Origin of the sequence: Flavobacterium sp. N3904 (assembly GCF_025947305.1) — a bacterium.
Classification (GTDB): domain Bacteria; phylum Bacteroidota; class Bacteroidia; order Flavobacteriales; family Flavobacteriaceae; genus Flavobacterium.
Window position 1 is genome coordinate 715,538 of the sequence record NZ_CP110009.1, and the last position, 24,090, is coordinate 739,627.

Genomic DNA, 24,090 nt, shown 5'->3' on the forward strand with positions numbered 1-24,090 from the left:
GTTCAAAAACGAGACGAATTTTTTGCTATTTATGAATTTATTGAATTACAACTCAAATGCTTTTTTAGCATTATTGTCACACAACAATTCTAATGGGTTTTCCAAAGCTTCTTTTACAGCAACCAAGAAACCAACAGACTCACGACCATCGATTATTCTGTGGTCATAAGAAAGTGCCACATACATCATTGGGTGAATTTCCACTTTACCATTTACAGCAATCGGACGCTCGATGATGTTGTGCATACCAAGGATTCCTGATTGAGGAGGGTTGATAATTGGTGTAGATAACATAGAACCAAAAACACCACCGTTTGTAATTGTGAATGTTCCACCTGTCATATCATCAACTGTGATTTGTCCGTCACGTGCTTTGATAGCCAAACGTTTGATGTCTGCTTCAATTCCACGGAAAGTTAAGTTTTCGGCATTGCGCACTACAGGAACCATTAATCCTTTTGGACCAGAAACTGCAATCGAAATATCGCAAAAATCAAAAGCAATTTTATGATCACCATCCATCATTGAGTTTACGTCTGGATACAATTGTAATGCTCTAGTAACCGCTTTGGTAAAAAACGACATATACCCTAAACCAATTCCACCATGCTTTGCTTTGAATGCATCTTTGTATTCATTGCGCAAGTTGTTGATAGGCGTCATGTTTACTTCATTGAAAGTAGTCAACATCGCTGTTTCGTTTTTCGCAGCAACCAATCTTTCGGCTACTTTTCGACGCAACATAGATAATTTTGTTCTTTCGGTACCACGAGATCCACCAGTTGGAGTTCCCATAGACGGCACTGCATTTACAGCATCATCCTTAGTGATTCTACCTGCTTTTCCTGTTCCGGTAATTGTAGACGGCGCTATGTTTTTCTCTTCTAATATTTTTTTGGCTGCTGGAGATGGTGTTCCAGAAGCATAAGAAGCTGCTACAGGAGCTGCTTTTGGCGCTTCTACTTTTACTTCCGCTTTTGGTGCCTCAACCGCTTTTGGTGCTTCAGCAACTGGTACTGCACCTGCTGGTTTTGCTCCATCAGTATCAATTAGACAAACCACTGCTCCAACGGCAACAGTATCTCCTTCTTCCGCTTTTAGCGTAATAATTCCGCTTACTTCTGCCGGCAATTCAAGAGTTGCTTTGTCTGAATCAACCTCAGCAATCGCTTGGTCTTTTTCTACATAATCTCCGTCCTTTACTAACCAAGTTGCAATTTCTACTTCTTTGATTGATTCCCCTGGTGATGGGACTTTCATTTCTAAAATCATACAATTTTTGTTTAAAGTTTAAATTGTTTAAAGTTTCAAATTGTTATTAAACTTGGAACTTTAAACCTGAAACATTATTTTTTATCTGAATAAATTCTTGTCAAATACCATTTTGATTGCATCTGCCTGACGGCGTTTTGCTCTAGTATAACTTCCAGCCGCCGGAGCAGCATAGGCTTTTAATGAAGCCAATCTCCATTTTACCAAATCAAAATTCATCAACATATAACTGTAAGCTCCCATGTTTTTTGGTTCTTCCTGTGCCCAAACATAATCGTCTGCATTTGGATATTGTGCGATGATGGCTTTCAATTGTTCTACCGGTAAAGGAAACAACTGTTCGATACGAACAACTGCCACATCTTTACGACCGTTATTTTCTCTTTCGGCTGTAATATCATAATAGAATTTACCCGTACAGAAAACCAAACTTTTCACATCAGCTTTGTTTACAGTTACGTCATCAAAAGTCTCTTGAAAACTTCCTGAAGCAAAATCTTCTATTGGAGAAACTACTCTTGGATCACGCAACAAACTCTTAGGAGTAAATACTATAAGCGGTTTGCGGAAAGTCGTTTTCATTTGTCTTCTCAACAAATGGTAGAAATTCGCTGGTGTTGTACAATCGGCAACATACATATTTTGTCTGGCACAAAGTTGCAAATAACGCTCCATTCTTGCTGATGAGTGCTCTGCCCCTTGCCCTTCGTAACCATGAGGCAACAATAAGACGATTCCGTTTTGATTATTCCATTTATCTTCTCCACAAGAAATGTATTGGTCAATCATAATTTGGGCTCCGTTACTGAAATCCCCAAATTGTGCTTCCCAAATTGTTAACGTATTTGGACTTGCTAATGCATATCCATAATCAAATCCTAAAACGCCATATTCTGATAATAATGAATTGAAAATATGAAACTTACCTGTTTCACCTTCCAGATTGCTTAACAATGTTACTTCCTCTTCGGAATCCTCAACCTTTACCACTGCATGGCGGTGTGAAAAAGTACCACGTTCTACGTCTTGTCCAGAGATACGAACATCATATCCTTCTTTCAACAACGAGCCATAAGCCAAATGCTCGGCCATAGCCCAATCCAACTTATTGGTTTCGAAAAACATTGTTTTTCTGTCATTGATTAATTTTTGAATTTTACTGATGAATTTTTTATCTGTCGGCAAGTTGCAAATTACATCTGCAATTTTAGTTAGTTCTTCTTTCGGATAAGAAGTATCTACTTTTTCAAGCATTTTCTTATCGGTCACTTGCTTAAATCCTTTCCATTCATTTTTCATAAATGGAGTGATAATCGTCAAATCTTTTTTACGGGAAGCTTCAAGATTTTCTTCAAGATCTGTTTTATATTCTTTTTCTAAAGCATTTACATACGAAGCGTCAATAACGCGTTCTGCCAATAATTTTTCAGCGTAAATATCTCTAGGATTTTGATGTTTTGCAATAATTTTATACAACACAGGCTGCGTAAAACGAGGTTCATCGCCTTCGTTATGACCGTATTTTCTATAGCCTAGTAAATCAATAAATACATCACGTCCAAACTCCATTCTAAAATCCAGTGCAAATGACATGGCATGAACCACAGCTTCGGCATTATCTGAATTTACGTGCAGTACAGGTGACAATGTAACTTTGGCGACATCGGTACAATAAGTAGATGAACGGGCATCGTGATAATTGGTTGTAAAACCAACTTGATTATTTATTACAATATGAATAGTTCCTCCTGTTTTGTATCCATCCAATTGTGCCATCTGTATAATTTCATACAAAATTCCCTGACCGGCGATTGCTGCATCCCCGTGAACGGCGATTGGCAATACTTTAGAGAAATCGTCTGGATAATATTTATCCTGTTTGGCTCTGGTGATTCCTTCAATAACGGCACCAACAGTTTCCAGATGCGAAGGGTTTGGAGCCAAATTGATATTTATCTTTTTGCCAGATCGTGTTACTTTATCGGCAGTAAGACCCAAATGGTATTTTACGTCACCATCAAAATATTCCTGATCGTAATCTTTACCGTCAAATTCGCCAAAAATGTCTTGGGTAGATTTTCCAAAAATATTGGCCAATACATTCAAACGACCACGGTGAGCCATTCCCATTACAAATTGTTCCACCCCTTTGTCTGCTGCTTTTTCGATTAAAGCATCAAGTGCAGGAATTATTGATTCTCCCCCTTCTAATGAAAAACGTTTTTGACCTACATATTTAGTATGCAGAAAATTCTCAAAAGAAACAGCCTGATTTAATTTATAAAGGATTGCTTTCTTTTCTTCGGCATTAAAATTGGGTTGATTGTCATTGACTCTCAATTTCTTTTGAATCCACTCCACCACTTCTGGCTTACGGATATAAATATATTCAATTCCAATATGTTGGCAGTAAATGGTATCCAAGTGCCCAATAATTTCCTTAAGCGTACATGGTTGCACACCTATTACTTTGGCTGCATCAAAAACAGTATTCAAATCGGAAGCCGAAAGACCAAAATTTTCCAATTCAAGTGAAGGTAAATACACTCTTCTCTCTCTTACAGGGTTAGTCTTCGTGAATAAATGGCCACGACTACGATATCCTTCAATCAATTTTATTACTTTAAACTCTTTTTGAAGTTTATCCGAAATTGGCGCGCACTCCAAAGCAGTAACAGTTTCATTTGCTATGACCTGAACTGGATTTTCATCGTTGTAAGTTGTCATTCCAAAGTCAAAACCCTGAAAAAAACTTCTCCAACTAGGTTCTACACTATCTGGATTCTCTAAATATTGATCGTATAATTGAGCAAAAAATTCGGTATGTGCTGCGTTTAAAAATGAAAACCTATCCATAATGTTATTGAATATACTTTTGTTAAATAGTTCGGCAAAAATACAATAAAGCAATTTATTTAAATCGATTTTTTACGTACTTTTACGTAAAAATATGTTAAAAAAACACCTCTAGTATGAAAAAATATTCCTTTTTGCTCCTATCAAAGTCTGTTTTAATAGTCATTATCCTGTTCTTTTCCGAAAACGTAATAGCTCAATACCAACAAACTCCTCAGTCTAGAAGTCCCTTTTGGCAAAATGTACAATTTGGCGGTGGATTGGGTCTAAGTTTTGGCAGTGGATATACTGATATTTCCATCGCCCCGAGTGCCATTTACAATGTAAACCCCTATTTGGCAACTGGAATAGGTCTTCAGGCTACTTATGTTTCATCCAAAGGATATTACGATTCCGGTATTTATGGTATAAGCTACCTTGTTTTTGTCAATCCAATACCCCAAATTCAGCTTTCGGTGAATTTAAATGAATCCTATGTCAATAACCATTATGAATATTATAATGGCAGGGCTAGTTATTCAGATCAATTCTGGAATACTGCTTTGTTTTTGGGTGCCGGTTACCGAACAGGAAATGTCACCATCGGACTCGCTTATAATGTTCTATATGATGTAAATGACAATGTATATGGCGATGCAGTAACACCTTTTGTGAGAGCTTATTTTTGATTTGAAAGTTGCTAAGAATCTGAGATACTAAGTTTCTAAGATAAAATTATTTAACTTAAATAATTCTTACGAAAATTACACTTTCTCGCTTGAGAGAAAATATTCATTTACAAATATTAAAGAGTTATAAATCCAACTCAGAAACTTAAAAACTATTTATACTTATTTCTAAACCAAACCTTCTGCCATTCTCTTTTTAGGATTAAAAAAGCGACTTGTTCGGCAAGAATCACTAAATCGGAGCCATCCAATTTTTTTATTTCCTCCTCGGAAACATCAATAATATAAAGTAAATTGAGATACTCGGCAAATTTATACTGAATAAGTCTGTATATTTTTTCGTGCAATTGAATTTTTAATTCATTTGGAGAAAGGCTCAACGGAAAATCAACGGCTTCGTTTGCCAAATTAAAATCCTTATTCAATTGCGTAATCAAATTGACATAAAGCGTTTCTTTCTCGGCTTCTTGAAGTAATAAATCGGTATTTTTTGGCGCTATAAACATATATTCAATTTCAAAAATTCAATGGCAATTGTTATACTTTTCTTCCCATCAGGTTTTCCCCAAATGCTCTTAACATGGATTTTTTGTCGTTGCTAATATCCATTTTTTCCAAGGTTTCAAATGCCTTAAACGTGTACTCTTTGATCGCTAACTGGGTAGCATCTGAAGCTCCTGAAGTATTGAAAATCGATTTAACCTCATTTATTTTCTTTTCATTATCATCTGAATGAACCGCAAAAAGAGTATTCAGGAATTGCACTTGTTCTTGATTCGAAAACTCAATTGCTTTTAGGTATAAATAGGTTTTTTTATTTTCGATAATATCCCCGCCTACTTGTTTCCCAAAAGTTTCAGGATCACCGAAGGCATCAAGATAATCATCCTGCAACTGGAAAGCGAGCCCCAAATTGAGTCCAAAATCATAAATTAAATCAGCGTTTTCCTGAGAAGTTTCGGCAATAATAGCTCCCATTTTCATCGCTGCTGCTACCAAAACAGCCGTTTTGTACTCTATCATTTTAAGGTATTCGGGAATGGTCACATCCTTTCGGGTTTCAAAATCGACATCCCATTGCTGGCCTTCACAAACTTCGAGTGCTGTTTTACTAAATAATTTGGCCAAATCCTTAAAAACATTTGGTTCGTATTGCTCAAAATATTGGTAGGCTAAAATAAGCATCGCATCTCCAGAAAGGATTCCGGTGTTGATATTCCATTTTTCATGAACAGTCGGCGAACCTCTTCGCAAAGGCGCATCATCCATAATATCGTCATGCACTAATGAAAAATTATGAAAAACCTCAACCGCCATCGCAGCCGGAAGCGCTTTTACGTAATCAGCATCAAAAACCTCCGCCGTCATTAAAGTTAAAACCGGTCGCATCCGTTTTCCTCCCAAACTCAATATATAATCAATGGGTTCGTAGAGATTTTTTGGCTCTTTACTAATCGATTGATTTTCTAAATAAGTGATAAAAAAATCTTGATACTGATGAATGGCGTGCATAAAATAAGGTTCTGGTTTACGGTGTCCGACCGCCTTTTTGGCTCGGTTTTTAAAAGTTCAAATATACAATTCAAATATGGATTATGAGGTTTTGAAAGGAGTCAAATTTTGAGCTATAGTTTTTGACTATAAAATAATTTAAAAAAAACAATGGAAACTTTGTTGGTTTTTAAAGTTTCCTTATTACATTTGCAAAACAAAAGAAACTTTAATAGTGTCCAAAGTTTCCAAAATACATTTTAAAAAAACAAAAAAATAGGAAATACTATTACTAAAACTAATCATCATGGAAAATGAATGGGAAATTGATTCCAACCAATCAGACGTTTTAATAAAATCCAGACACGCACTAATAGACTACATGTCGGGAAGTCAAAACAATTTCAAAGGGCATGTAGCCATACAAAACGATGAAGTAGAAGATGCTTCAATCGAATTTTCTTTGAACGTGAATGATAAAGAGACAAAATCAGTTCAAAAAAACAATGATTTAAAATTGATTGATTTTTTTGACCAAAATGAATCTCCTGTGATACAGTTTAAATCGACCTCTTTTCAAAAAATAAACAAAAACATCAATTTCCTGAAAGGCTTTCTAACGATCAAGAACATAACCAAAATTGTGGAGTTGGATACTGAATTCATCGGATTCAACAACTACAACGGTGTACAAAAAGCCTCATTTGAAATTACAGGAAACATCAACCGCAAAGATTTTGGACTAAACTACAATATGCTTTCCCAACATGGAGGTTTTGCAGTGGGGAAAGACATTAAGCTCATTGCCAATCTAGAATTTACACATTGAGAATAACCAGTTCTCATCAAGCATTCAACCAACTAAAACTCATTTAATAACTAACTTTTACTGTATTATTTAATTCAATTATTAATTACAATAAGTTACCCATAAAATGAAAGATAAAATTATTTCAAAAGCAACGGAACTCTTCTTAAAACTTGGTTTTAAGAGTGTGACCATGGATGATATTGCAAACGAAATGTGCATTTCAAAAAAAACGATTTACAAGTTTTTTTGCAACAAAGAAATCCTTATCACCGAGAGTACAGAAATGGTTCATAAAGCAATTCACGAAAGCATTAATACTATAGCTACAAAAGGTTACAATGCAATCGAAGAAAATTTTGAAATCAAAAAAATGTTCAAAGAAATGTTTAAATCTGGAGAAAATTCGCCAGCCTATCAATTGAAAAAACATTATCCTGAAATCTACAACAGGGTTATGTCTAGAGAAGTAAACGAATGCAACACCGTCTTTAAACAAAATATTGAAAAAGGAATTCAACAAGGTTTGTACCGAGAAAATTTGGAAGTTGACATCTATGTTGGATTTTATTACACGCTTATTTTCAGCATTCACGATATATCCAGTTCTGAAAAAGAAGCACAAAAACTAGAATTAGAAGCATTAGAATACCACACCAGAGCCATGGCAACGCCAATTGGAATAGTAGAACTAGAAAAACAATTACAAAACCCTAATATATTATGAAGAAAATAATTTTATTAACCTTCTTAACTTTTGCAATCACTGCAAATGCACAGGAAGTAAAGACACTTACGCTAAAAGAGGCGATAACATATGCATTACAAAACAAATCGGATGCCAAAAAAGCGAAACTAAGTGTTGAGAACAGCGAATATCAAATTCAAGAAGTACGTTCCAGAGCATTGCCGCAAATATCGGTTAATGGGAACATGACATACAATCCTATTTTACAACAAAGCGTTTTGGACGGAGGAACATTCGGAGGTGACCCAAACAAGTCAGTAGCAGTAACATTTGGACAAGAATGGAGTTCAGGCGCTGGTGTATCGCTGAGCCAAACCATATTTGACCAATCAGTTTTTACAGGTTTGAAAGCGGCAAAAACCACACGTGAGTTTTATATAATCAACGATCAACTGACTGAAGAGCAAGTAATAGAAAGAGTGGCAAATAATTATTACCAAGTTTATGTGCAACGCCAAAAACTGGCAGTACTTGACAGTAATTATGTCAATACTGTGAAAGTAAAAAACATTATAAAAGGACAATTTGACAACGGTTTGGCCAAAAAAATTGATTTGGACCGTGTGAGCGTAAAAGCATCAAACATCAGTACTCAGCGCCAACAAGTTTTGAATGCGGTTCAACTACAAGAGAATGCCTTAAAATTTTATATGGGAATGCCAATCGAGACCAAAATTGAGATTCCAAAAACAGCATTTGAAGTTAGCCCACAAGTGTTATCAGAAGCACCAAATACGGCAAACAGAACCGAATATTTACTTTTGAAAAAGAACGAAGAATTATTGGAATTTCAAAAGAAAGCTGAAATGGCCGGATACTATCCAACGCTTTCTTTAACTGCAGGCTACAATTATATCGGTCAAGGCCCAGAGATGCCTTTGTTTGCAGATTCTGGCAAAAAAGTATATTGGTCTGATTATTCTGCTATTGGACTTAATTTAAAAATTCCTGTTTTTACAGGTTTTAGTACCCGCTCAAAAGTGCGTCAGGCTGATGTAAACTTACGCAGTATAAAAGAGGATCTGGTAGACACCAAATTATCACTTGATCTGGCCTATGAAAATGCCAAAGCCCAAATAGACAATAGTCTTATTACCATTCGAAACCAAAAGGACAATTCGGAGTTGTCACAAGAAGTGTTGAGCAATACCAAAAATAATTATGTTCAAGGTTTGGCTTCATTAACCGATTTATTGGATGCTGAAAATGCATACATTGAAGCAGAAAACAATTATAACAACGCCATATTAGATTACAAATTAGCAGAAATACAATTAATCAAATCCAAAGGAGAACTTAAAACCCTATTAAACTAAAAAACATGAAAAAGAATATAACAATCGTACTTATAATCATAGTTGCATTAGCATCAATTGGTTTTGTTTTGTCAAAAAACAAAGCTGAAAACAAAGCTAAAACAGACATCGTTGCCGAAAAAAATGCAGCTGTATCCGTAAAAACAGCACAGGTAAAAACAGAAGAAGTTACTTTGGATTTCTTGGCCAACGGAAATTTTGAACCGATACAAGAATTGACTTTCTCTGCTGAAAAATCAGGTAAAGTAATTAGTGTTTTGGTAAAAGAAGGTGATTATGTAAACGTTGGACAAACATTATTAATCGTTAGAAGCGACGTTATAAATGTAAATGCCCAAACAGCAAAAGCGGCTTACGACAATGCAAAATCGGATTATGACCGATATGAAAACGCATTCAAAACAGGTGGTGTTACCAAACAACAATTGGATCAGGCCAAACTGGCCTTGACCAATGCAGCATCAAACTTGAAGCAAGCAAACATCAACGTTGGCGATACAAAAGTAAAAGCCCCAATAAAAGGATTTATCAATAAAAAATACATTGAGCCGGGATCAATTTTGACCGGAATGCCGGCCACTGCCCTATTTGACATTGTAAATGTTTCTAAATTGAAACTAACAGTATCAGTAAACGAAAGCCAAGTGGCCAGCTTAAAATTAGGAAACACCATAAATGTTACTTCTAGCGTATTTCCAGATAAAACATTTGCAGGAAAAATTACTTTTATCGCTGCAAAAGCAGACGAGAGCTTGAATTTTCCAGTTGAAATTGAAATTGAAAACAACGCAGACAAAAGCTTAAAAGCAGGTATGTATGGAACTGCCAATTTTGGTTCTAAACAAAAACAACAGCTTAAAGTAGTTCCTAGAAGTGCTTTCATAGGAAGTGTGAACAGTAATGATGTTTTTGTGGTTGAAAATGGTGTTGCCAAATTGAAAAAAGTAACTTCAGGCAGAATCTTGGGTGACCAAGTAGAAATAGTTGACGGATTATCTGATGGTGATACTGTAATTGTTACAGGACAAATTAACCTGCAAGACGGTAATGCAGTAGAAATTATTAAGTAAAAAGTAATTAGTGACCTGTACTTAGTGATTAGTTATGACCTGTACTCAAGGCTAATCACTAGTCACTAATTACTCTTTACTATCCTCATCACTATTTAAAAAAAACATATGAAATTAGCAGAAATATCCATAAAACGTCCGTCGTTAATAATTGTATTGTTTACGATTCTAATCCTTGGCGGACTGTTCAGTTATAGTCAATTGGGCTATGAATTGATTCCTAAATTTGAACAAAACGTAATCACAATTGCTACCGTTTATCCTGGAGCTTCTCCAAGTGAGGTTGAGAATACGGTTACCAAAAAAATTGAGGACGGAATCGCCTCTTTGGAAAACATCAAAAAAATTGATTCCAAATCATACGAAAGTTTGTCTGTCGTTACGGTTACATTGACAACACAAGCAAAAGTTGACATTTCGATGAATGACGCACAGCGAAAAATCAATGCTTTGATAAGTGATTTACCTGATGATGCCAAAACCCCGTCGTTATCTAAATTCTCTTTGAGTGATTTACCAATTATGACTATTGGTGCCAACGGAAAAATGGACGAAGCGGCTTTTTATGATTTAATTGATAAAAAAATAGCTCCCGTATTATCCCGTGTTACTGGTGTGGCGCAGGTTAACATTATTGGTGGTCAAGAAAGAGAGATTCAAGTAAATCTTGACGCCCTAAAAATGCAGGGCTACGGACTTTCGGTTCCTCAAGTACAGCAAGTTATTTTGTCATCCAACCTGGATTTCCCTACCGGAAACATCCAAACTCGTGATCAAAAAATATTAATTCGTTTGGCGGGTAAATATAAGAGTGTAGACGAATTAAGAAACTTAGTTGTTTCGTCCAAAAACGGAATTGAAATACGCTTGAATGACATTGCAGATGTTCAAGATGCACAAAAAATTGCCGAGAAAATTTCTCGTGTCGATCAAAAAAGCGCAATTATTCTTCAGGTAATCAAACAATCCGATGCTAATGCCGTGGCGGTAAGTGAACTATTGCATAAAAGCATCAGTAAATTAGAAAGCGATTATAAAGGCAGCGAATTAAAACTGGAAATTGCCAAAGACAGTACCGAATATACATTAGAAGCGGCAGATTCTGTACTACACGATTTATTGATTGCAGTTGTTTTAGTTGCTTTTGTAATGTTGTTCTTCTTGCACAGTATCCGAAATTCATTGATCGTAATGGTTTCGATTCCTGCTTCGTTAATAGCCACTTTTATCGGAATTTATCTTTTGGGATATACATTAAACTTAATGAGTTTATTGGGACTTTCCCTTGTGGTTGGTATCCTGGTCGATGATGCGATTGTGGTATTGGAGAATATTTACAGGCATATGGAAATGGGCAAAAGCCGTATTCGTGCTGCTTATGATGGAACAGCAGAAATTGGTGGAACGGTTGTATCGATTACGCTGGTAATTGTGGTGGTATTTTTACCAATCGCACTAAGTTCCGGATTGGTATCGAATATTATCACGCAGTTTTGTGTAACGGTAATTATTTCAACATTATTCTCATTGTTGGCTTCGTTTACAATTATTCCATGGTTGTCTTCCCGTTTTGGAAAACTGGAACACATAGAAGGTAAAAACTTATTTGGGAAAACGATTCTTGGATTCGAAAGTTATTTGACTCGATTTACAAACTGGGTTTCAAACTTATTGAACTGGTGTTTGGATCATTATATTAAAACGATCATTGTAGTTTTGGTGTTGTTTTTCGGAACAATATTCAGTTTGTTTGGTGGTGGATTCATCGGAGGAGAGTTTTTTGCCTCTTCAGATAGTGGGGAGTTCTTAGTTCAAATCGAAATGCCGAAAGACGCTTCATTGGAACAAACCAACTTTATGACCCAAAAGGCAGAAGCGTTTTTGAAAAGCCAAGAATATGTTCATAGCCAGATTACAACTGTAGGACAAACCAGTGAAGGTATGGGTGCTGCGCAAGCGACCGCATACAAGGCAGAGATTGACGTAAAAATGATTGACCAAGCAGAACGTACCGATGATGCTTCGGTATATGCTGCAAAAATCAAACGTAAATTGGAAAAAGTATTGGTTGGTGCCAAAGTAAAAACAGTTCCGGTTGGTATTTTAGGAACGGCTCAAAATGCTACTTTAGGATTAATTGTAACTGGTCCTAGTGTGGAAAGTGCTATGAAATTTGCCAAATTAGCCGAAGCTGAATTGCGAACTATACCTGGAACAACCGAAATTAAATTAACTGTTGAAGATGGAAATCCAGAAATCGACGTACATGTCGATCGTGATAAAATGGCCGCTTTGGGACTAACATTACAAACAGTGGGGCTGACCATGCAAACGGCCTATAGCGGTAACACAGATGGAAAGTTTAGAGCCGGTGAATACGAGTATGACATCAACATCAAATACAATGCTTTTGATCGAAAAAACATTACTGATGTAAGTAACCTAATTTTCATCAACAATGCCGGTCAACAAATCAAATTGTCACAGTTTGCTGCTATTACTGAAGGTTCAGGGCCTAGCCAATTGGAACGTCGTGACAAATCGGCTTCGGTAACCGTTCAAGGACAAAACGTAGGTGTTGCCTCTGGAACAATTGTTAACCAATGGAAAGTAAAACTGGAGAAATTGAAAAAACCGGTTGGTGTAGATTACATTTGGGGTGGTGACCAAGAAAATCAAAGCGAAGGTTTTGGTACTTTGGGAATAGCTTTATTGGCCGCTATTATCTTGGTTTACCTTGTAATGGTTGGTTTGTATGACAGTTTTATGCACCCGTTTGTGGTATTGTTTGCTATTCCGCTTTCGTTTATCGGAGCGTTGCTAGCCTTGGCTTTAACCAATAATACTTTGAATATATTTACCATTTTGGGTATCATTATGTTAATTGGTCTGGTGTGTAAAAATGCGATTATGCTTGTGGATTACACCAACCAGCGAAGAGCCGCTGGCGAAAGCATTCGTAATGCATTGATTCAGGCGAATCACGCACGTTTGCGTCCGATCTTGATGACGACAATTGCGATGGTTTTCGGTATGTTCCCAATTGCATTGGCTTCTGGAGCTGGTGCCGAATGGAAAAACGGTTTGGCTTGGGTAATTATTGGTGGATTGATTTCATCATTATTCTTGACTCTGGTTGTGGTTCCGGTAATTTATCAAATCATGGAGAAAATCAAAGCCAAATTATCTAAAGGTGAAGTAATCGATTATGAAGCCGAAATGGTTGCCGATTATGACCACAAAGAATTAAGCGAAGACGGTTTCAATCCGAAACATACAGTTTAAAATAGGTTGCTTACTAATTCAAAAAAGGGCTTTCAAGATATTTGAAAGCCCTTTTTTTATTGGGTGTTTGTATTATCTCAAATAAGAGAGTTATTGTTCCTTCTATTGAAAATCTTTGTGTTCACGAGTTGGACGCTAGCGGATGACTGTAACTTAAAGCGAGTTGTTATTGCTTATATTGGCTATAATTTAATTATCCTATTTGTATTATTAGAATCAATAACAACTTTCCAGTCGTTCTTTTCCATGTAGTCTTTTGATACATATATTATTTTTTTTATATCATAGTTATCCTTTGGTTTTTCGATACGCTTTTTGAGAATAGCTTCCTTATCATAAACTAAAAACATTAAAGTGTCATTTTCAAAGCTGAGTTCCCAATTTCCATTTGTAATAAATCTTTTAAAATTATTAGCGGGGATTTGGTTTTGATGGAAATAAGAATCATCAACATCTTTTTTATTTTCCATATAAATTGATATATCAGAGGTCCAGTAATAATTACAAACAATTAAAGTTTTATTTGTTTTATTTACAACCGTCAATCTGTCATCCCAGACGTCACAGCTGAAAAAGAGAAAAGAGAATAGTATAATTATATATTTTTTCATTGAGATTCCTTAATTAACTTTAATGAATTTTCCACTACCAATAGCGACGTCCATGTAATTAGTTGGTGTTGCGATTTTACTGTGAATATAAAATTTTATTGTGTCTTTTTTTACTTCTTCGTTGCGTATTGAGAAAAAGACATCGGAATTAATCTTTAGATAAACAGTATTCGGAGTATATTCAATTTTGTCAGTATAAGGGAGTAGATTAAAATGTTTTAGAGTAAATTTATTATCCTTAAAATCAATATACCCATCTTTATACATTCCCGTTTCAAAGTCAACATAATATCTTCCGCTTAATGTTAAACTTTGAGTATTCAAAACCGACAGAAAAAAAAGAAAAGGTGTTAAATATAGATATTTCATATGCATCTTTTTACTAAATATTCCCAAACACAAAACTATTTTCCTATTAAGCCAATTGCCTAAATCCATAGTCGTAACTGTTATAATCAGTTTTATTAATTTCCAAAGCTTCTATTCCCAAAACTTCCACCAACTTTTTTGCTTTTTGTAGTTTTTTAAGTTAATTGTTACACTTCCAGTTTCATCAATTTCCCAAATAGATGTTGAGTCTATATTAATTGAATTTAAATTTAAGAATGTATCTATCTCTTCTGATATATTTTTATCTACTTCACCATTTAATTTTCCGAATCTTGGTAACGCAATAATTGATTTATCTTTATTTTCAATTCTTTTAATTCTGTTTATCAAAAGAATTAAAATACTTTCAGGATAATTTGAAGTTACATCTCTAGCAATTTCAAGATTTTCATCAAATAGAAAATAGTCACTTACTAGAATCGAGAAAAATTCATAATCTCTCTTGTCAAAATAAAAAATCTCAGAAATTTTTTCGGCTGGTTGGGTAAACCCAATTTCAAGCCAATTCTCTATAATCTCTCGTTTAGTTTGTTCGCTCATAAATTGGTTATAACTTTTATATAGACAAAACAAAACTTCGTATAGTCATTTGCAGTCGCCAAGGTTTTATTTCGTTTTATGTTTTCCCAAATATAGAAAATAATAGTCACAAACTTACAAAGCATAAATTTTATTCAAATGAAATCCTTTCTGTATCCAACTAATTTCACGCTTGAACTGCCCTTCTAACAGATACATTACAGTAATTTTATCTACTATTATTTGTGCGTTCAAAAAAAAAATAAAAAAAACTGCATTTCTGTAAAATATTTATCGCTTTCATTTGTCTACATAAATAGGAGGCCCCTAAAAATGAATTTAAAAAACAAATAAAAATTATAACATGAAAAGAAAAGGTTTTAAAATAGCAGGAATGATAATACTTGGCATTGCAGCAGGTGCAGGATTTACTTTGGCAGTAATGCTATTGTGGAATTCACTAATACCAAGTATATTCGGATTGGGAATTATCAGTTTTTGGCAAGCACTGGGATTGCTTGTACTTTCCCGTCTTTTGTTTGGTGGTTTCGGACATGATGGTGGTCGCAGATTTGGCGGTATGCGCCATAACAATGGAATCCGTGAAAAATGGATGAGCATGACGCCCGAACAGCAAAAAGAATTTGTAGACAAACGCAAAGAACACATGTGTGGCGGAAGATTTGGCCGCAGACGTTTCTTTGGTGGCAGGGATTTTGATTTTGAAACAACCGATTCGGACAAAAAAGATAATGAGTAATAAAAAACAGCAGGATGTCGGATCTCTGGTAACAGCTTATAAGCCTCGATTGAAAGCGTTTATCAATAAACGCGTTTCAAACAAGGAAGATGCGGAAGACATTTTGCAGGACGTTTTTTACCAACTGGCCAAAGTTGATACTGCGATGAACCCGATTGAACAAGTGGCTGCTTGGCTCTATCGGGTAACCCGTAACATGATAATCAATAAACAAATTAAGAAACATGAAGAAGAATTACCATCTTACCAAAACGACGACGATGTACTGAAAGATATTTCCGAAATGCTATTCAGCGAACACACAGCACCATCTCCCGAAACGGAGTATCTGCGGTCTTTAATGTGGGTTGAACTGGAAAATGCATTATCAGAATTACCCCAGGAACAAAGGGAAGTATTTGAAAAGAATGAATTGGATGGTATGTCATTCAAAGAAATATCCAAAGAAACTGGTGTCTCAGTCAATACATTGCTTTCGCGAAAGCATTATGCTATTTTGCATTTACGGAAACGATTATCTGAGTTGTATGAAGAAATTATTTATACCTGATTTTTTCAGCTACTTCCAATAGCATTTGCGTAAAACTGTCTCGATCCGCCACAATCATGGGACATTTATTAAAACCTGCAGATTGACAATTCGAGATGGATTTAATGCAGCAATCTATTGTTCTTAAATCTTGCGAGGTTTTTTGCAGATATAATCAATACTCAAAAGATTTCTAAAAAAGTTTGCACAATTATTACACAAAATAAATCAGCCTATATTTTATTCATCAGAACTCAAACCAAAAAACTAATAACCAATTTTTTAGCACAGTAAATAAAACATGCGGAAACTTATTCTGTTTTTAAAGTTTCCTGTTATATTTGCACTACAAATTTTTTATTAAAAATTGAATTATTAGAATATAGGCATCATCAAAAGCAACAAAAAAACGATTTTGAAATTACACGTTTCCTCATTATATTTACATCAATATATTAATTAACAATAAGTTACAGTTATAAATGAAAGACAAAATTATATCCAAGGCTAGCGATTTATTTTTAAAACTAGGTTTTAAAAGCGTTACTATGGATGATATTGCCGGCGAAATGTGTATTTCAAAAAAGACGATTTACAAATATTTTTGCAATAAAGAAGTGCTCATCGAAGAAAGCACAGAAATGGTTCATAAAGAAGTACACGGAATAATTGACACAATCGTTGCCAAAAATTATAACGCCATTGAAGAGAATTTTGAGATTCGAAAAATGTTTAAGGAAATGTTTCAAGCAACAGACACTTCCCCGTTATACCAGTTAAAAAAACATTATCCAGAAATCTATCAAAAGGTAATGTCAAGAGAAATTGACGAATGTAATTTATGTTTCAAACAAAATATAGAGAAAGGTATCGCACAGGAATTGTATCGAAAAGATCTTTCAGTAGATGTCTATGTAAAGTTTTATTACAGTTTAATTTTCGGTATCAAAGAAAATACAATTTCTGAAAAAGAATCAACAAAACTAGAATTAGAAGCACTAGAATACCACACAAGAGCTATGGCTACACCAAAAGGAATAGTCGAACTTGAAAAACAAATACTAAACGCTACACTATAATGAAGAAAATATTCAGTATGCCCTTTTTGCTTTTTGCTTTGATTGTCAATGCTCAAGCGCCAAAACAGAATTATTCGTTTACACTTCAGCAAGCCATTGCATTTGCATTGGAAAATAATTATTCATCGATTAATTCTACTCGAGATATTGAAGCTGCCAAACAAAAAAAATGGGAAACAACCGCAGCAGGTTTGCCACAAATCAATGCAGGTGTTGACTATAATAATTATTTAAAACAACCAGTAACTCTTGCCGATTTTGACAATAATGGGGTAAATGAGGAATTTATTTTTGGAACAAAACAAAACATATTAGCATCGGCAACCTTGAGTCAATTGATTTTTGATGGTTCCTATATTGTGGCTTTGCATGCTACAAAAACCTATATGAACTATTACGAAAACAACAAACAAAAAACCGATAATGATGTAAAAGAAATGGTCATCAATTCGTACGGAAATGTTTTGCTTGCCGAAGAAAGTATTGAGATACTCTTAAAAAATAAATCGGCACTCGAAAAAACATTGTTTGACACCAAAGAAACATTCAAAAACGGATTGATAGAAGAGGAAAATGTAGAACAACTTGAAATCACTCTTGCAACCATAAACAGTAGTTTGAGTTACAATACTAGGCTAAAGGACATTGCCTACAAAATGCTTAAAATAAATTTGGGGATCGAAATCAATGACAATCTTAGTCTTACTGACAAATTAGACAATCTTACAAAAGAAAATTTAGATTATTCTTTATCCCAAAACGAATTTAACATCCAAAACAACATCGATTACAAAATTGGGTTAGACTTTCAGGAACAAAGAAGACTTGAAGTGCAATTAGAAAAAAGTAAAGCATTACCCACTCTGGGGGCATTTGTAAACTACGGATTATCTGCAAACAATAATACGTTCAGTTTTTTCAATTCAGGTCAAAAATGGTATGATTCGTCACTTTTGGGTGTCAGTTTGAATGTTCCAATCTTCAGTAGTTTGGCCCGAAGTTCCAGAACACAGCAAGCCAACATTGCTTATGACAAAGCCAAAACAGACCTGATTGCTGCCGAACAAAAAATAAAATTGGCGTACGAAAGTGCAAAAAATCAATACGAATACAGTGTTGAACAATACACAACGTCAAAAAACAACTTAAAACTGGCCGAAAGAATCGAACAAAAGCAACAAGTGAAATTTACCGAAGGGCTTTCAACCAGTTTTGACTTCAATGATGCCCAAAGACAATTGTATACCGCACAACAGAATTATTTACAATCGATGGTCAATGTCATTTCGACTAAGGCAGCTCTGGAAAAAATCATAAATAACAAATAAAAAAACCAATATATAAAACCAATAAAATGAAAAAAATACTCCTACTTTCCACTTTTATACTTGTCTTTTTTTCTTGTGCCGATAAAGAGAAAAACATGAATATAGACGAACTGATCAGTTCAAAGAATGTTCAGAAAATAAATGCAAGAAAAGCACTTCTTCAAGCAGATTTGTCAAAACTTGATGAAGCTTTGGCAACATTGGATGTAAAAAAAGCCGAAGCTTTGGTTTCTGTTCTAACAGTAAATGACACTGTTTTTAATCATTATCTTGAAGTACAGGGAAGCGTCGATACTAAAGAAAACATCTTGGTTCAACCAGAAATGCCCGGAATATTAATAGCCCTAAATGTAAAAGCAGGTCAACATGTTTCGAAAGGGCAGATCCTTGGCAAAACAGATGATGGTGGATTGAGCCAACAAGTAGCCAGTCTAGAAAATCAAGCTGCTTTGGCCAAAACGACTTATGAGCGTCAAAAAAATCTTTGGAATCAAAAAATTGGTTCCGAAATTCAATATCTACAAGCACAAACCCAAATGATTTCTGCTCAGAGAGCCGTTGCTCAAATCAAAGCACAATTGGCAAAAACAGTAATTAGAGCTCCATTTACAGGAGTTATTGACGAAGTTTTTGTAGAAAAAGGCGAAGTTGTTTCTCCAAGTGCACAAGGATTGATGCGTATTGTAAACTTAAACAATATGTATGTATCTACAACTGTTCCCGAAACGTATATTGGAAAACTAAAAGTTGGCACCGAAGTAGATGTTTACTTGACTTCTTTAGGCAAAACCTACAAAGGGAAAGTACGTCAGATCGGAAACTTCATAAACCCAAACAACAGAAGTTTCGGAATTGAAGTTAGCGTTCCAAATCCAGATAATTTATTGCGCCCAAATCAAGTTGCCAAATTAAAAGTAATCGATTATGTAAACAAAGATGCTATTGTTGTTCCTACCAATGTTATTCAACAAGATGGTGAGAAAAACACTTTTTTATATACCGTAACAAATGCTAACGGAAAAACAGGAATTGCCAAAAAAGTAATTGTAAAAACAGGACAATCCTCAGATAATGTTACCGAAATTTTGAGCGGAGTCAATTCAAAAGATATAATCGTAACAGAAGGTATGAATACAATCTCAGACGGAATGAAATTGAATTTTTAAAAAGTTTAAAATTGTTTAAAAGTTTAAAATTGTTTTAATAAAACAATCCAAGTTAAACCCATTAAACAGCATTAAACAACATTAAACCAAAAATATATGTCACACCAAAATAAAGAATTCGGAATATCAAGCTGGGCCATCGAAAATCGAGTTACGGTCTACATCTTAACATTGCTGATTGTCATCACAGGTGTTGTTGCCTATGTAACAATGCCTCGAGAAGATTTTCCCGAAATTATAGAAAACAAAGTTTATATTTCCTCTGTTTTCCCAGGAAATTCAGCTCAGGATGTAGAGAAATTGATTATCAAACCGCTCGAGAAAGAAATAAAAAACATCAGTGGTGTAGCTAAAATTACTTCCAGCTCCTTCCAGGATTACGGAATGATTATCGTTGAGTTTGACGATAACGTTACCATTTTGGATGCCAAAACAAAAATCAAAGACAAAGTCGATATTGTAAAAGCAGATACCGATTGGCCTAATCTTGACAATGGAAGCAAAGTAGAACCTAGTGTATTTGAATTGAACATCTCAGAAGAAGTGCCCATTCTGAACATCAATTTACAAGGAAATTATACCACCCAGCAACTTAAAAAATATGGGGAACTTCTTCAAGACGATATTGAAGAAATCCCAGAAGTAAAAAAAGTAGACATTCTTGGTGTAGACGACAAGGAAGTAGAAATTGCGGTTGACATTTTCAAAATGTCGGCAGCACAAGTATCCTTTGACGATATTCAAAATGCCGTAAAGTACGAGAATATGACCCTTTCTGGAGGAAATTTAATTTCGCAAGGCTCGCGAAACAACATTAGGATTGTGGGTGAAATCAAAGACCCGAAAGAACTGGAAAACATCATCGTAAAGCACAATGGAGGTACTGTTTACCTGAAAGATATTGCAGTGGTGAGTTTCAAAGAAAAAGAAAAAACCACTTATGCCCGTGAGAAAGGGTCCGAAGTAGTGATGCTGAACGTAAAGAAACGCTCCAATCAAAACATGATTTCGGCTATTGAACAGGTAAAAGAAAAAATTAAAGAAGCCAAAGAATCCTATTTGCCTTCCAATTTGAAAATTGAGTTGACAAACGACCAGTCTTCAAGAGTAGAACACCAAGTAAACGAACTATCGAATCATATCATTTTTGGGATTGTGTTAGTAATGATTGTTTTGATGTTTACGATGGGTTTACGTAACTCTTTGTTTGTGGGAGCTGCTATTCCTTTATCTATGCTAATGGCATTTAGTATACTCTCCGCATTTGGATTGACCTTGAATACTATGGTTCTTTTCGGATTGGTAATGGGACTGGGAATGCTGGTTGACGACGGAATTGTGGTAGTCGACAACGTATTTGCCAATATGAAAAAAGGCATGAATCGCGTTCAGGCATCAAAAATTGGTATTGGCGAAATCGCTTGGCCCGTAATAGCCTCAACCGCAACAACGCTAATGGCATTTTTGCCTTTTGCGTTATGGCCCGGAACTATGGGTAAATTCATGAAATATTTCCCAATTACATTAACTGTTACTTTATCGGCATCATTGTTTGTCGCTATGGTCGTAAACGCTGCGATGACTGCCGGTTCTATGGAAATTGAAGACAAAAATGTGTCGAAAAAATCAGCAAAAATGTATACTATCATTTTTACGATTATAGCGGTTATTTTTGTGCTGCTTGGAAATATTTACGATTCAAAAGTGGCAAAAGCAATCGGACATATTTCTATAATTTCGTTAGGATTAATGTGGTTGTATAAATTAAAACTGTACCAATGGACTCAAGACTTCCAACACAGTTTTTTTCCTAGAATGGAAGATAAATACAAAGTGTTTCTAGCCAAAATCCTGACCCAAAAAAGAGCTTGGTATGCCCTAGTTGGGATTATCGGTCTGTTGTTTTTCTCCTTTATCCTATTGGGTATTTTTCCTAGAAAAGTATTGTTCTTTCCAGATAATATTCCGAATCAGGTAATCGCTTATATCGAATATCCTCAAGGAACCGATATTGACAAAACCAACAAAGCAACATTATTTGTAGAAAAACAAGTCATTGAAGTTCTAAAAAAATATGTTGACCCAAAAACGGATAAAAACTACCTTGCGGAATCTATTGTTTCACAAGTGGGTGTAGGTGCCGGAAATCCAAATGTAGATGCGGGTTCTGCTTCTGAAACCCCCTACAAAGGGAAAGTAACTGTAAATTTTTCTGAATATAAATTTAGAAAAGGAATCAACACTTCGGATATTCTTGAAGAAATTCGAGGAAAAGTAAAAGGAATTGCAGGAGCCACCGTAACCGTCGAAAAAGATGCAAACGGACCACCAGCCGGTTACCCAATCAGTATTCAATTGACTGGAATTGATTATGACGAAATGCTAAAAGAAGCAGACAAAATGATTGCTTTTATCAATTCGAAAAATATTCCCGGAATTGAGCGTTTGAGTATCGATGTCAACAAAGAAAGTCCAGAACTAGAAGTAAAAGTAGACCGCGTAAGTGCCGGAAGTCTTGGTGTTTCTACAGGACAATTGGGATTCAATTTGCGTCGTTCCGTATATGGTCAAGAAATTTCCACTTACAAAGAAGGCGATGATGATTACAACATCACGATGCGTATGCAGGATGATCAACGTAAGAATGAAAATGTATTGTTCAATCAAGCATTGACTTTCCGAAATCCAGCCAACGGGCAAATGATGCAAGTACCTATTTCGGCAGTTTCCGAAACAGAGAAAACAACAACCTACAATCAAATTAAAAGAAAAGACCAAAAACGGATCATGACGGTGTATTCCAACGTCTTAACAGGGTACAATGCCGATGAAATTACCAAACAAATTGCAGCCGATTTAAAAAATTATAAATTACCAAAAACAGTATCCTATTCTTTCTCAGGAGTTCAGGAAGAGCAAGGCAAAAATCAAAGTTTCCTGATGTATGCCTTATTCTTGGCCTTGTCGGGAATCACCATCATTATTGTTTTGCAGTTTAATTCGGTTTCAAAATCACTAGTAATTTTATTTACTGTGCTTCTGAGTTTTAGTGGAGTATTTTACGGATACGTCATTGCCAATATGGATTTCGTAATCCTGATGACCATGATGGGAATCATCTCGCTCGCGGGGATTGTGGTGAAGAACGGAATTGTATTAATGGATTTCTTTGTTTTATTATTGGACAAAAAAGTAGCTGACAAACAAGTAGAAAGCCATGATGACTTAACCATCGAAGAAATCAAAGAAGTCATTATCGAGTCTGGAAAATCAAGATTGCGTCCGGTATTATTGACAGCATTAACAGCCGTTTTGGGATTGATTCCATTGGCTATTGGTTTGAATTTTGACTTCTTCTCTTTAGTAACCGACTTGAATCCGCACATTTTCATGGGAGGAGACAACGTAGTTTTCTGGGGACCATTGGCCTGGACCATCATCTTCGGATTGACCTACGCCACGGTATTAACCCTGGTTATGGTACCAGTTATGTTCTACCTTGTTAAGAGAACCAAATATTGGTTAAGGGACCGTAGAAACAGCCGATTGGCAACGGAAGAATAAGTTCGAGTTCGACTCAAAACACAAAACCACTCCATTCAAATTCTGAGAATGGAGTGGTTTTTTGGTTATAAGAAATTCCAATTATTAAATCCTTTGGGCGTAACCCCATTAGGAAAAGAGGCCTACTGTACTTTGCGCCTATGCGGCCTCTTTTCCTACTGCGGTCAGGCTATCCAGGCTACTTCGGTAGCTTCTTCCTATCCTTTACGCTTGTGCTAACAACAAAAAACATAATCATTTCAGAATTGAATCCAAAAAAACCATAATAATTATATTAAAATTAATCACCCCAGCAAATTTTAAGAACTCCTACAAAATAATATCAAGTCCCTAAAAACCGTCATTTATGACGTTGTTTGCGTCATGCATGACGTTATTGACGTCAAATTTGACGTTTATGATGTCAAATTTGACCCTAGACCACGTCAAATTTGAGGCTCGTGACGTCAAATTTGACGTAATGTACGTCAAATTTGACCCATGCTAACGTCATGCATGACGTCGAGGACGTCAAATTTGACATTTTGGGACTATTTCAACTGATTTTGGAATTAAACATACACCTGAAAATCAATATTTTTTTAGATTTAATACTACCCCTAATTCCAAAAATTGACTTTGTCCCCTTTT

At 35.4% G+C, this 24,090-nt stretch carries 19 protein-coding genes; 12 read left to right on the plus strand and 7 right to left on the minus strand.

The window, feature by feature from the left end; all coding sequences use genetic code 11:
• Positions 1-45: 45 nt before the first annotated feature.
• Together odhB and OLM57_RS03030 are read right to left on the minus strand one after the other, a co-directional pair.
• Positions 46-1,272 (minus strand): 2-oxoglutarate dehydrogenase complex dihydrolipoyllysine-residue succinyltransferase, encoded by a 1,227-nt coding sequence (gene odhB / locus OLM57_RS03025; protein WP_264565763.1) that lies wholly within the window; start codon positions 1,270-1,272, stop codon positions 46-48.
• A gap of 81 nt (positions 1,273-1,353) precedes the next feature.
• Complete coding sequence (locus tag OLM57_RS03030; RefSeq protein ID WP_264565764.1) at positions 1,354-4,128, minus strand: 2-oxoglutarate dehydrogenase E1 component; 2,775 nt, start codon at positions 4,126-4,128, stop codon at positions 1,354-1,356.
• A 116-nt stretch (positions 4,129-4,244) separates the two neighbouring features.
• Between OLM57_RS03030 and OLM57_RS03035 the strand changes: the two genes are divergently transcribed.
• Positions 4,245-4,796, plus strand: coding sequence for a hypothetical protein (locus OLM57_RS03035; protein ID WP_264565765.1), 552 nt, complete (start codon positions 4,245-4,247; stop codon positions 4,794-4,796).
• 152 nt (positions 4,797-4,948) lie between these two features.
• Here OLM57_RS03035 and OLM57_RS03040 read toward each other — a convergent pair whose 3' ends face one another.
• Both OLM57_RS03040 and OLM57_RS03045 read right to left on the minus strand, forming a co-directional pair.
• Entirely contained in the window at positions 4,949-5,302 is a 354-nt protein-coding gene (locus OLM57_RS03040) for a hypothetical protein (protein WP_264565766.1), read from the minus strand.
• 31 nt (positions 5,303-5,333) lie between these two features.
• Positions 5,334-6,308: a polyprenyl synthetase family protein gene (locus OLM57_RS03045; protein WP_264565767.1), complete on the minus strand. Its 975-nt coding sequence runs from the start codon at positions 6,306-6,308 to the stop codon at positions 5,334-5,336.
• Positions 6,309-6,594: 286 nt separating this feature from the next.
• On the opposite strand from OLM57_RS03045, the gene OLM57_RS03050 reads away from it, so the two are divergent.
• The 5 genes from OLM57_RS03050 to OLM57_RS03070 all read left to right on the plus strand — a co-directional run bounded on the left by OLM57_RS03050 (position 6,595) and on the right by OLM57_RS03070 (position 13,514).
• Positions 6,595-7,116 (plus strand): YceI family protein, encoded by a 522-nt coding sequence (locus OLM57_RS03050; protein ID WP_264565768.1) that lies wholly within the window; start codon positions 6,595-6,597, stop codon positions 7,114-7,116.
• A gap of 106 nt (positions 7,117-7,222) precedes the next feature.
• A complete protein-coding gene (locus tag OLM57_RS03055; protein ID WP_264565769.1) occupies positions 7,223-7,822 on the plus strand; it encodes a TetR/AcrR family transcriptional regulator in 600 nt (199 codons plus the stop codon).
• Positions 7,819-9,159: a TolC family protein gene (locus OLM57_RS03060; RefSeq protein WP_264565770.1), complete on the plus strand. Its 1,341-nt coding sequence runs from the start codon at positions 7,819-7,821 to the stop codon at positions 9,157-9,159. The genes OLM57_RS03055 and OLM57_RS03060 overlap by 4 nt, the downstream gene beginning before the upstream one ends.
• Positions 9,160-9,164: 5 nt before the next feature.
• The gene (locus OLM57_RS03065) at positions 9,165-10,229 is read left to right on the plus strand and encodes an efflux RND transporter periplasmic adaptor subunit (protein ID WP_264565771.1); all 1,065 of its coding nucleotides are present in this window, start codon (positions 9,165-9,167) and stop codon (positions 10,227-10,229) included.
• Between the two features lie 108 nt (positions 10,230-10,337).
• Positions 10,338-13,514, plus strand: coding sequence for an efflux RND transporter permease subunit (locus OLM57_RS03070; RefSeq protein WP_264565772.1), 3,177 nt, complete (start codon positions 10,338-10,340; stop codon positions 13,512-13,514).
• Between the two features lie 182 nt (positions 13,515-13,696).
• Here OLM57_RS03070 and OLM57_RS03075 read toward each other — a convergent pair whose 3' ends face one another.
• The 3 genes from OLM57_RS03075 to OLM57_RS03085 all read right to left on the minus strand — a co-directional run bounded on the left by OLM57_RS03075 (position 13,697) and on the right by OLM57_RS03085 (position 15,055).
• On the minus strand, positions 13,697-13,984 hold the full coding sequence (locus OLM57_RS03075) for a hypothetical protein (RefSeq protein ID WP_264565773.1): 288 nt from the start codon (positions 13,982-13,984) through the stop codon (positions 13,697-13,699).
• 150 nt (positions 13,985-14,134) lie between these two features.
• Positions 14,135-14,494, minus strand: coding sequence for a hypothetical protein (locus tag OLM57_RS03080; protein WP_264565774.1), 360 nt, complete (start codon positions 14,492-14,494; stop codon positions 14,135-14,137).
• 111 nt (positions 14,495-14,605) lie between these two features.
• Positions 14,606-15,055: a hypothetical protein gene (locus OLM57_RS03085; protein ID WP_264565775.1), complete on the minus strand. Its 450-nt coding sequence runs from the start codon at positions 15,053-15,055 to the stop codon at positions 14,606-14,608.
• Positions 15,056-15,398: 343 nt separating this feature from the next.
• On the opposite strand from OLM57_RS03085, the gene OLM57_RS03090 reads away from it, so the two are divergent.
• The 6 genes from OLM57_RS03090 (at position 15,399) to OLM57_RS03115 (ending at position 23,460) form a co-directional block, all read left to right on the plus strand.
• Positions 15,399-15,794: a hypothetical protein gene (locus tag OLM57_RS03090; protein ID WP_264565776.1), complete on the plus strand. Its 396-nt coding sequence runs from the start codon at positions 15,399-15,401 to the stop codon at positions 15,792-15,794.
• 49 nt (positions 15,795-15,843) lie between these two features.
• Positions 15,844-16,344 (plus strand): RNA polymerase sigma factor, encoded by a 501-nt coding sequence (locus OLM57_RS03095; RefSeq protein ID WP_264565777.1) that lies wholly within the window; start codon positions 15,844-15,846, stop codon positions 16,342-16,344.
• Positions 16,345-16,805: 461 nt separating this feature from the next.
• Positions 16,806-17,402 carry a TetR/AcrR family transcriptional regulator gene (locus OLM57_RS03100; RefSeq protein ID WP_264565778.1) on the plus strand — a complete coding sequence of 199 codons (597 nt, stop codon included), beginning with the start codon at positions 16,806-16,808 and terminating at the stop codon, positions 17,400-17,402.
• Positions 17,402-18,730, plus strand: coding sequence for a TolC family protein (locus tag OLM57_RS03105; RefSeq protein ID WP_264565779.1), 1,329 nt, complete (start codon positions 17,402-17,404; stop codon positions 18,728-18,730). Before OLM57_RS03100 ends, OLM57_RS03105 begins: the two co-directional genes overlap by 1 nt.
• 26 nt (positions 18,731-18,756) lie before the next feature.
• Positions 18,757-19,896: an efflux RND transporter periplasmic adaptor subunit gene (locus OLM57_RS03110; RefSeq protein ID WP_264565780.1), complete on the plus strand. Its 1,140-nt coding sequence runs from the start codon at positions 18,757-18,759 to the stop codon at positions 19,894-19,896.
• 96 nt (positions 19,897-19,992) lie between these two features.
• The gene (locus OLM57_RS03115; protein ID WP_264565781.1) at positions 19,993-23,460 is read left to right on the plus strand and encodes an efflux RND transporter permease subunit; all 3,468 of its coding nucleotides are present in this window, start codon (positions 19,993-19,995) and stop codon (positions 23,458-23,460) included.
• Positions 23,461-24,090: the final 630 nt, after the last annotated feature.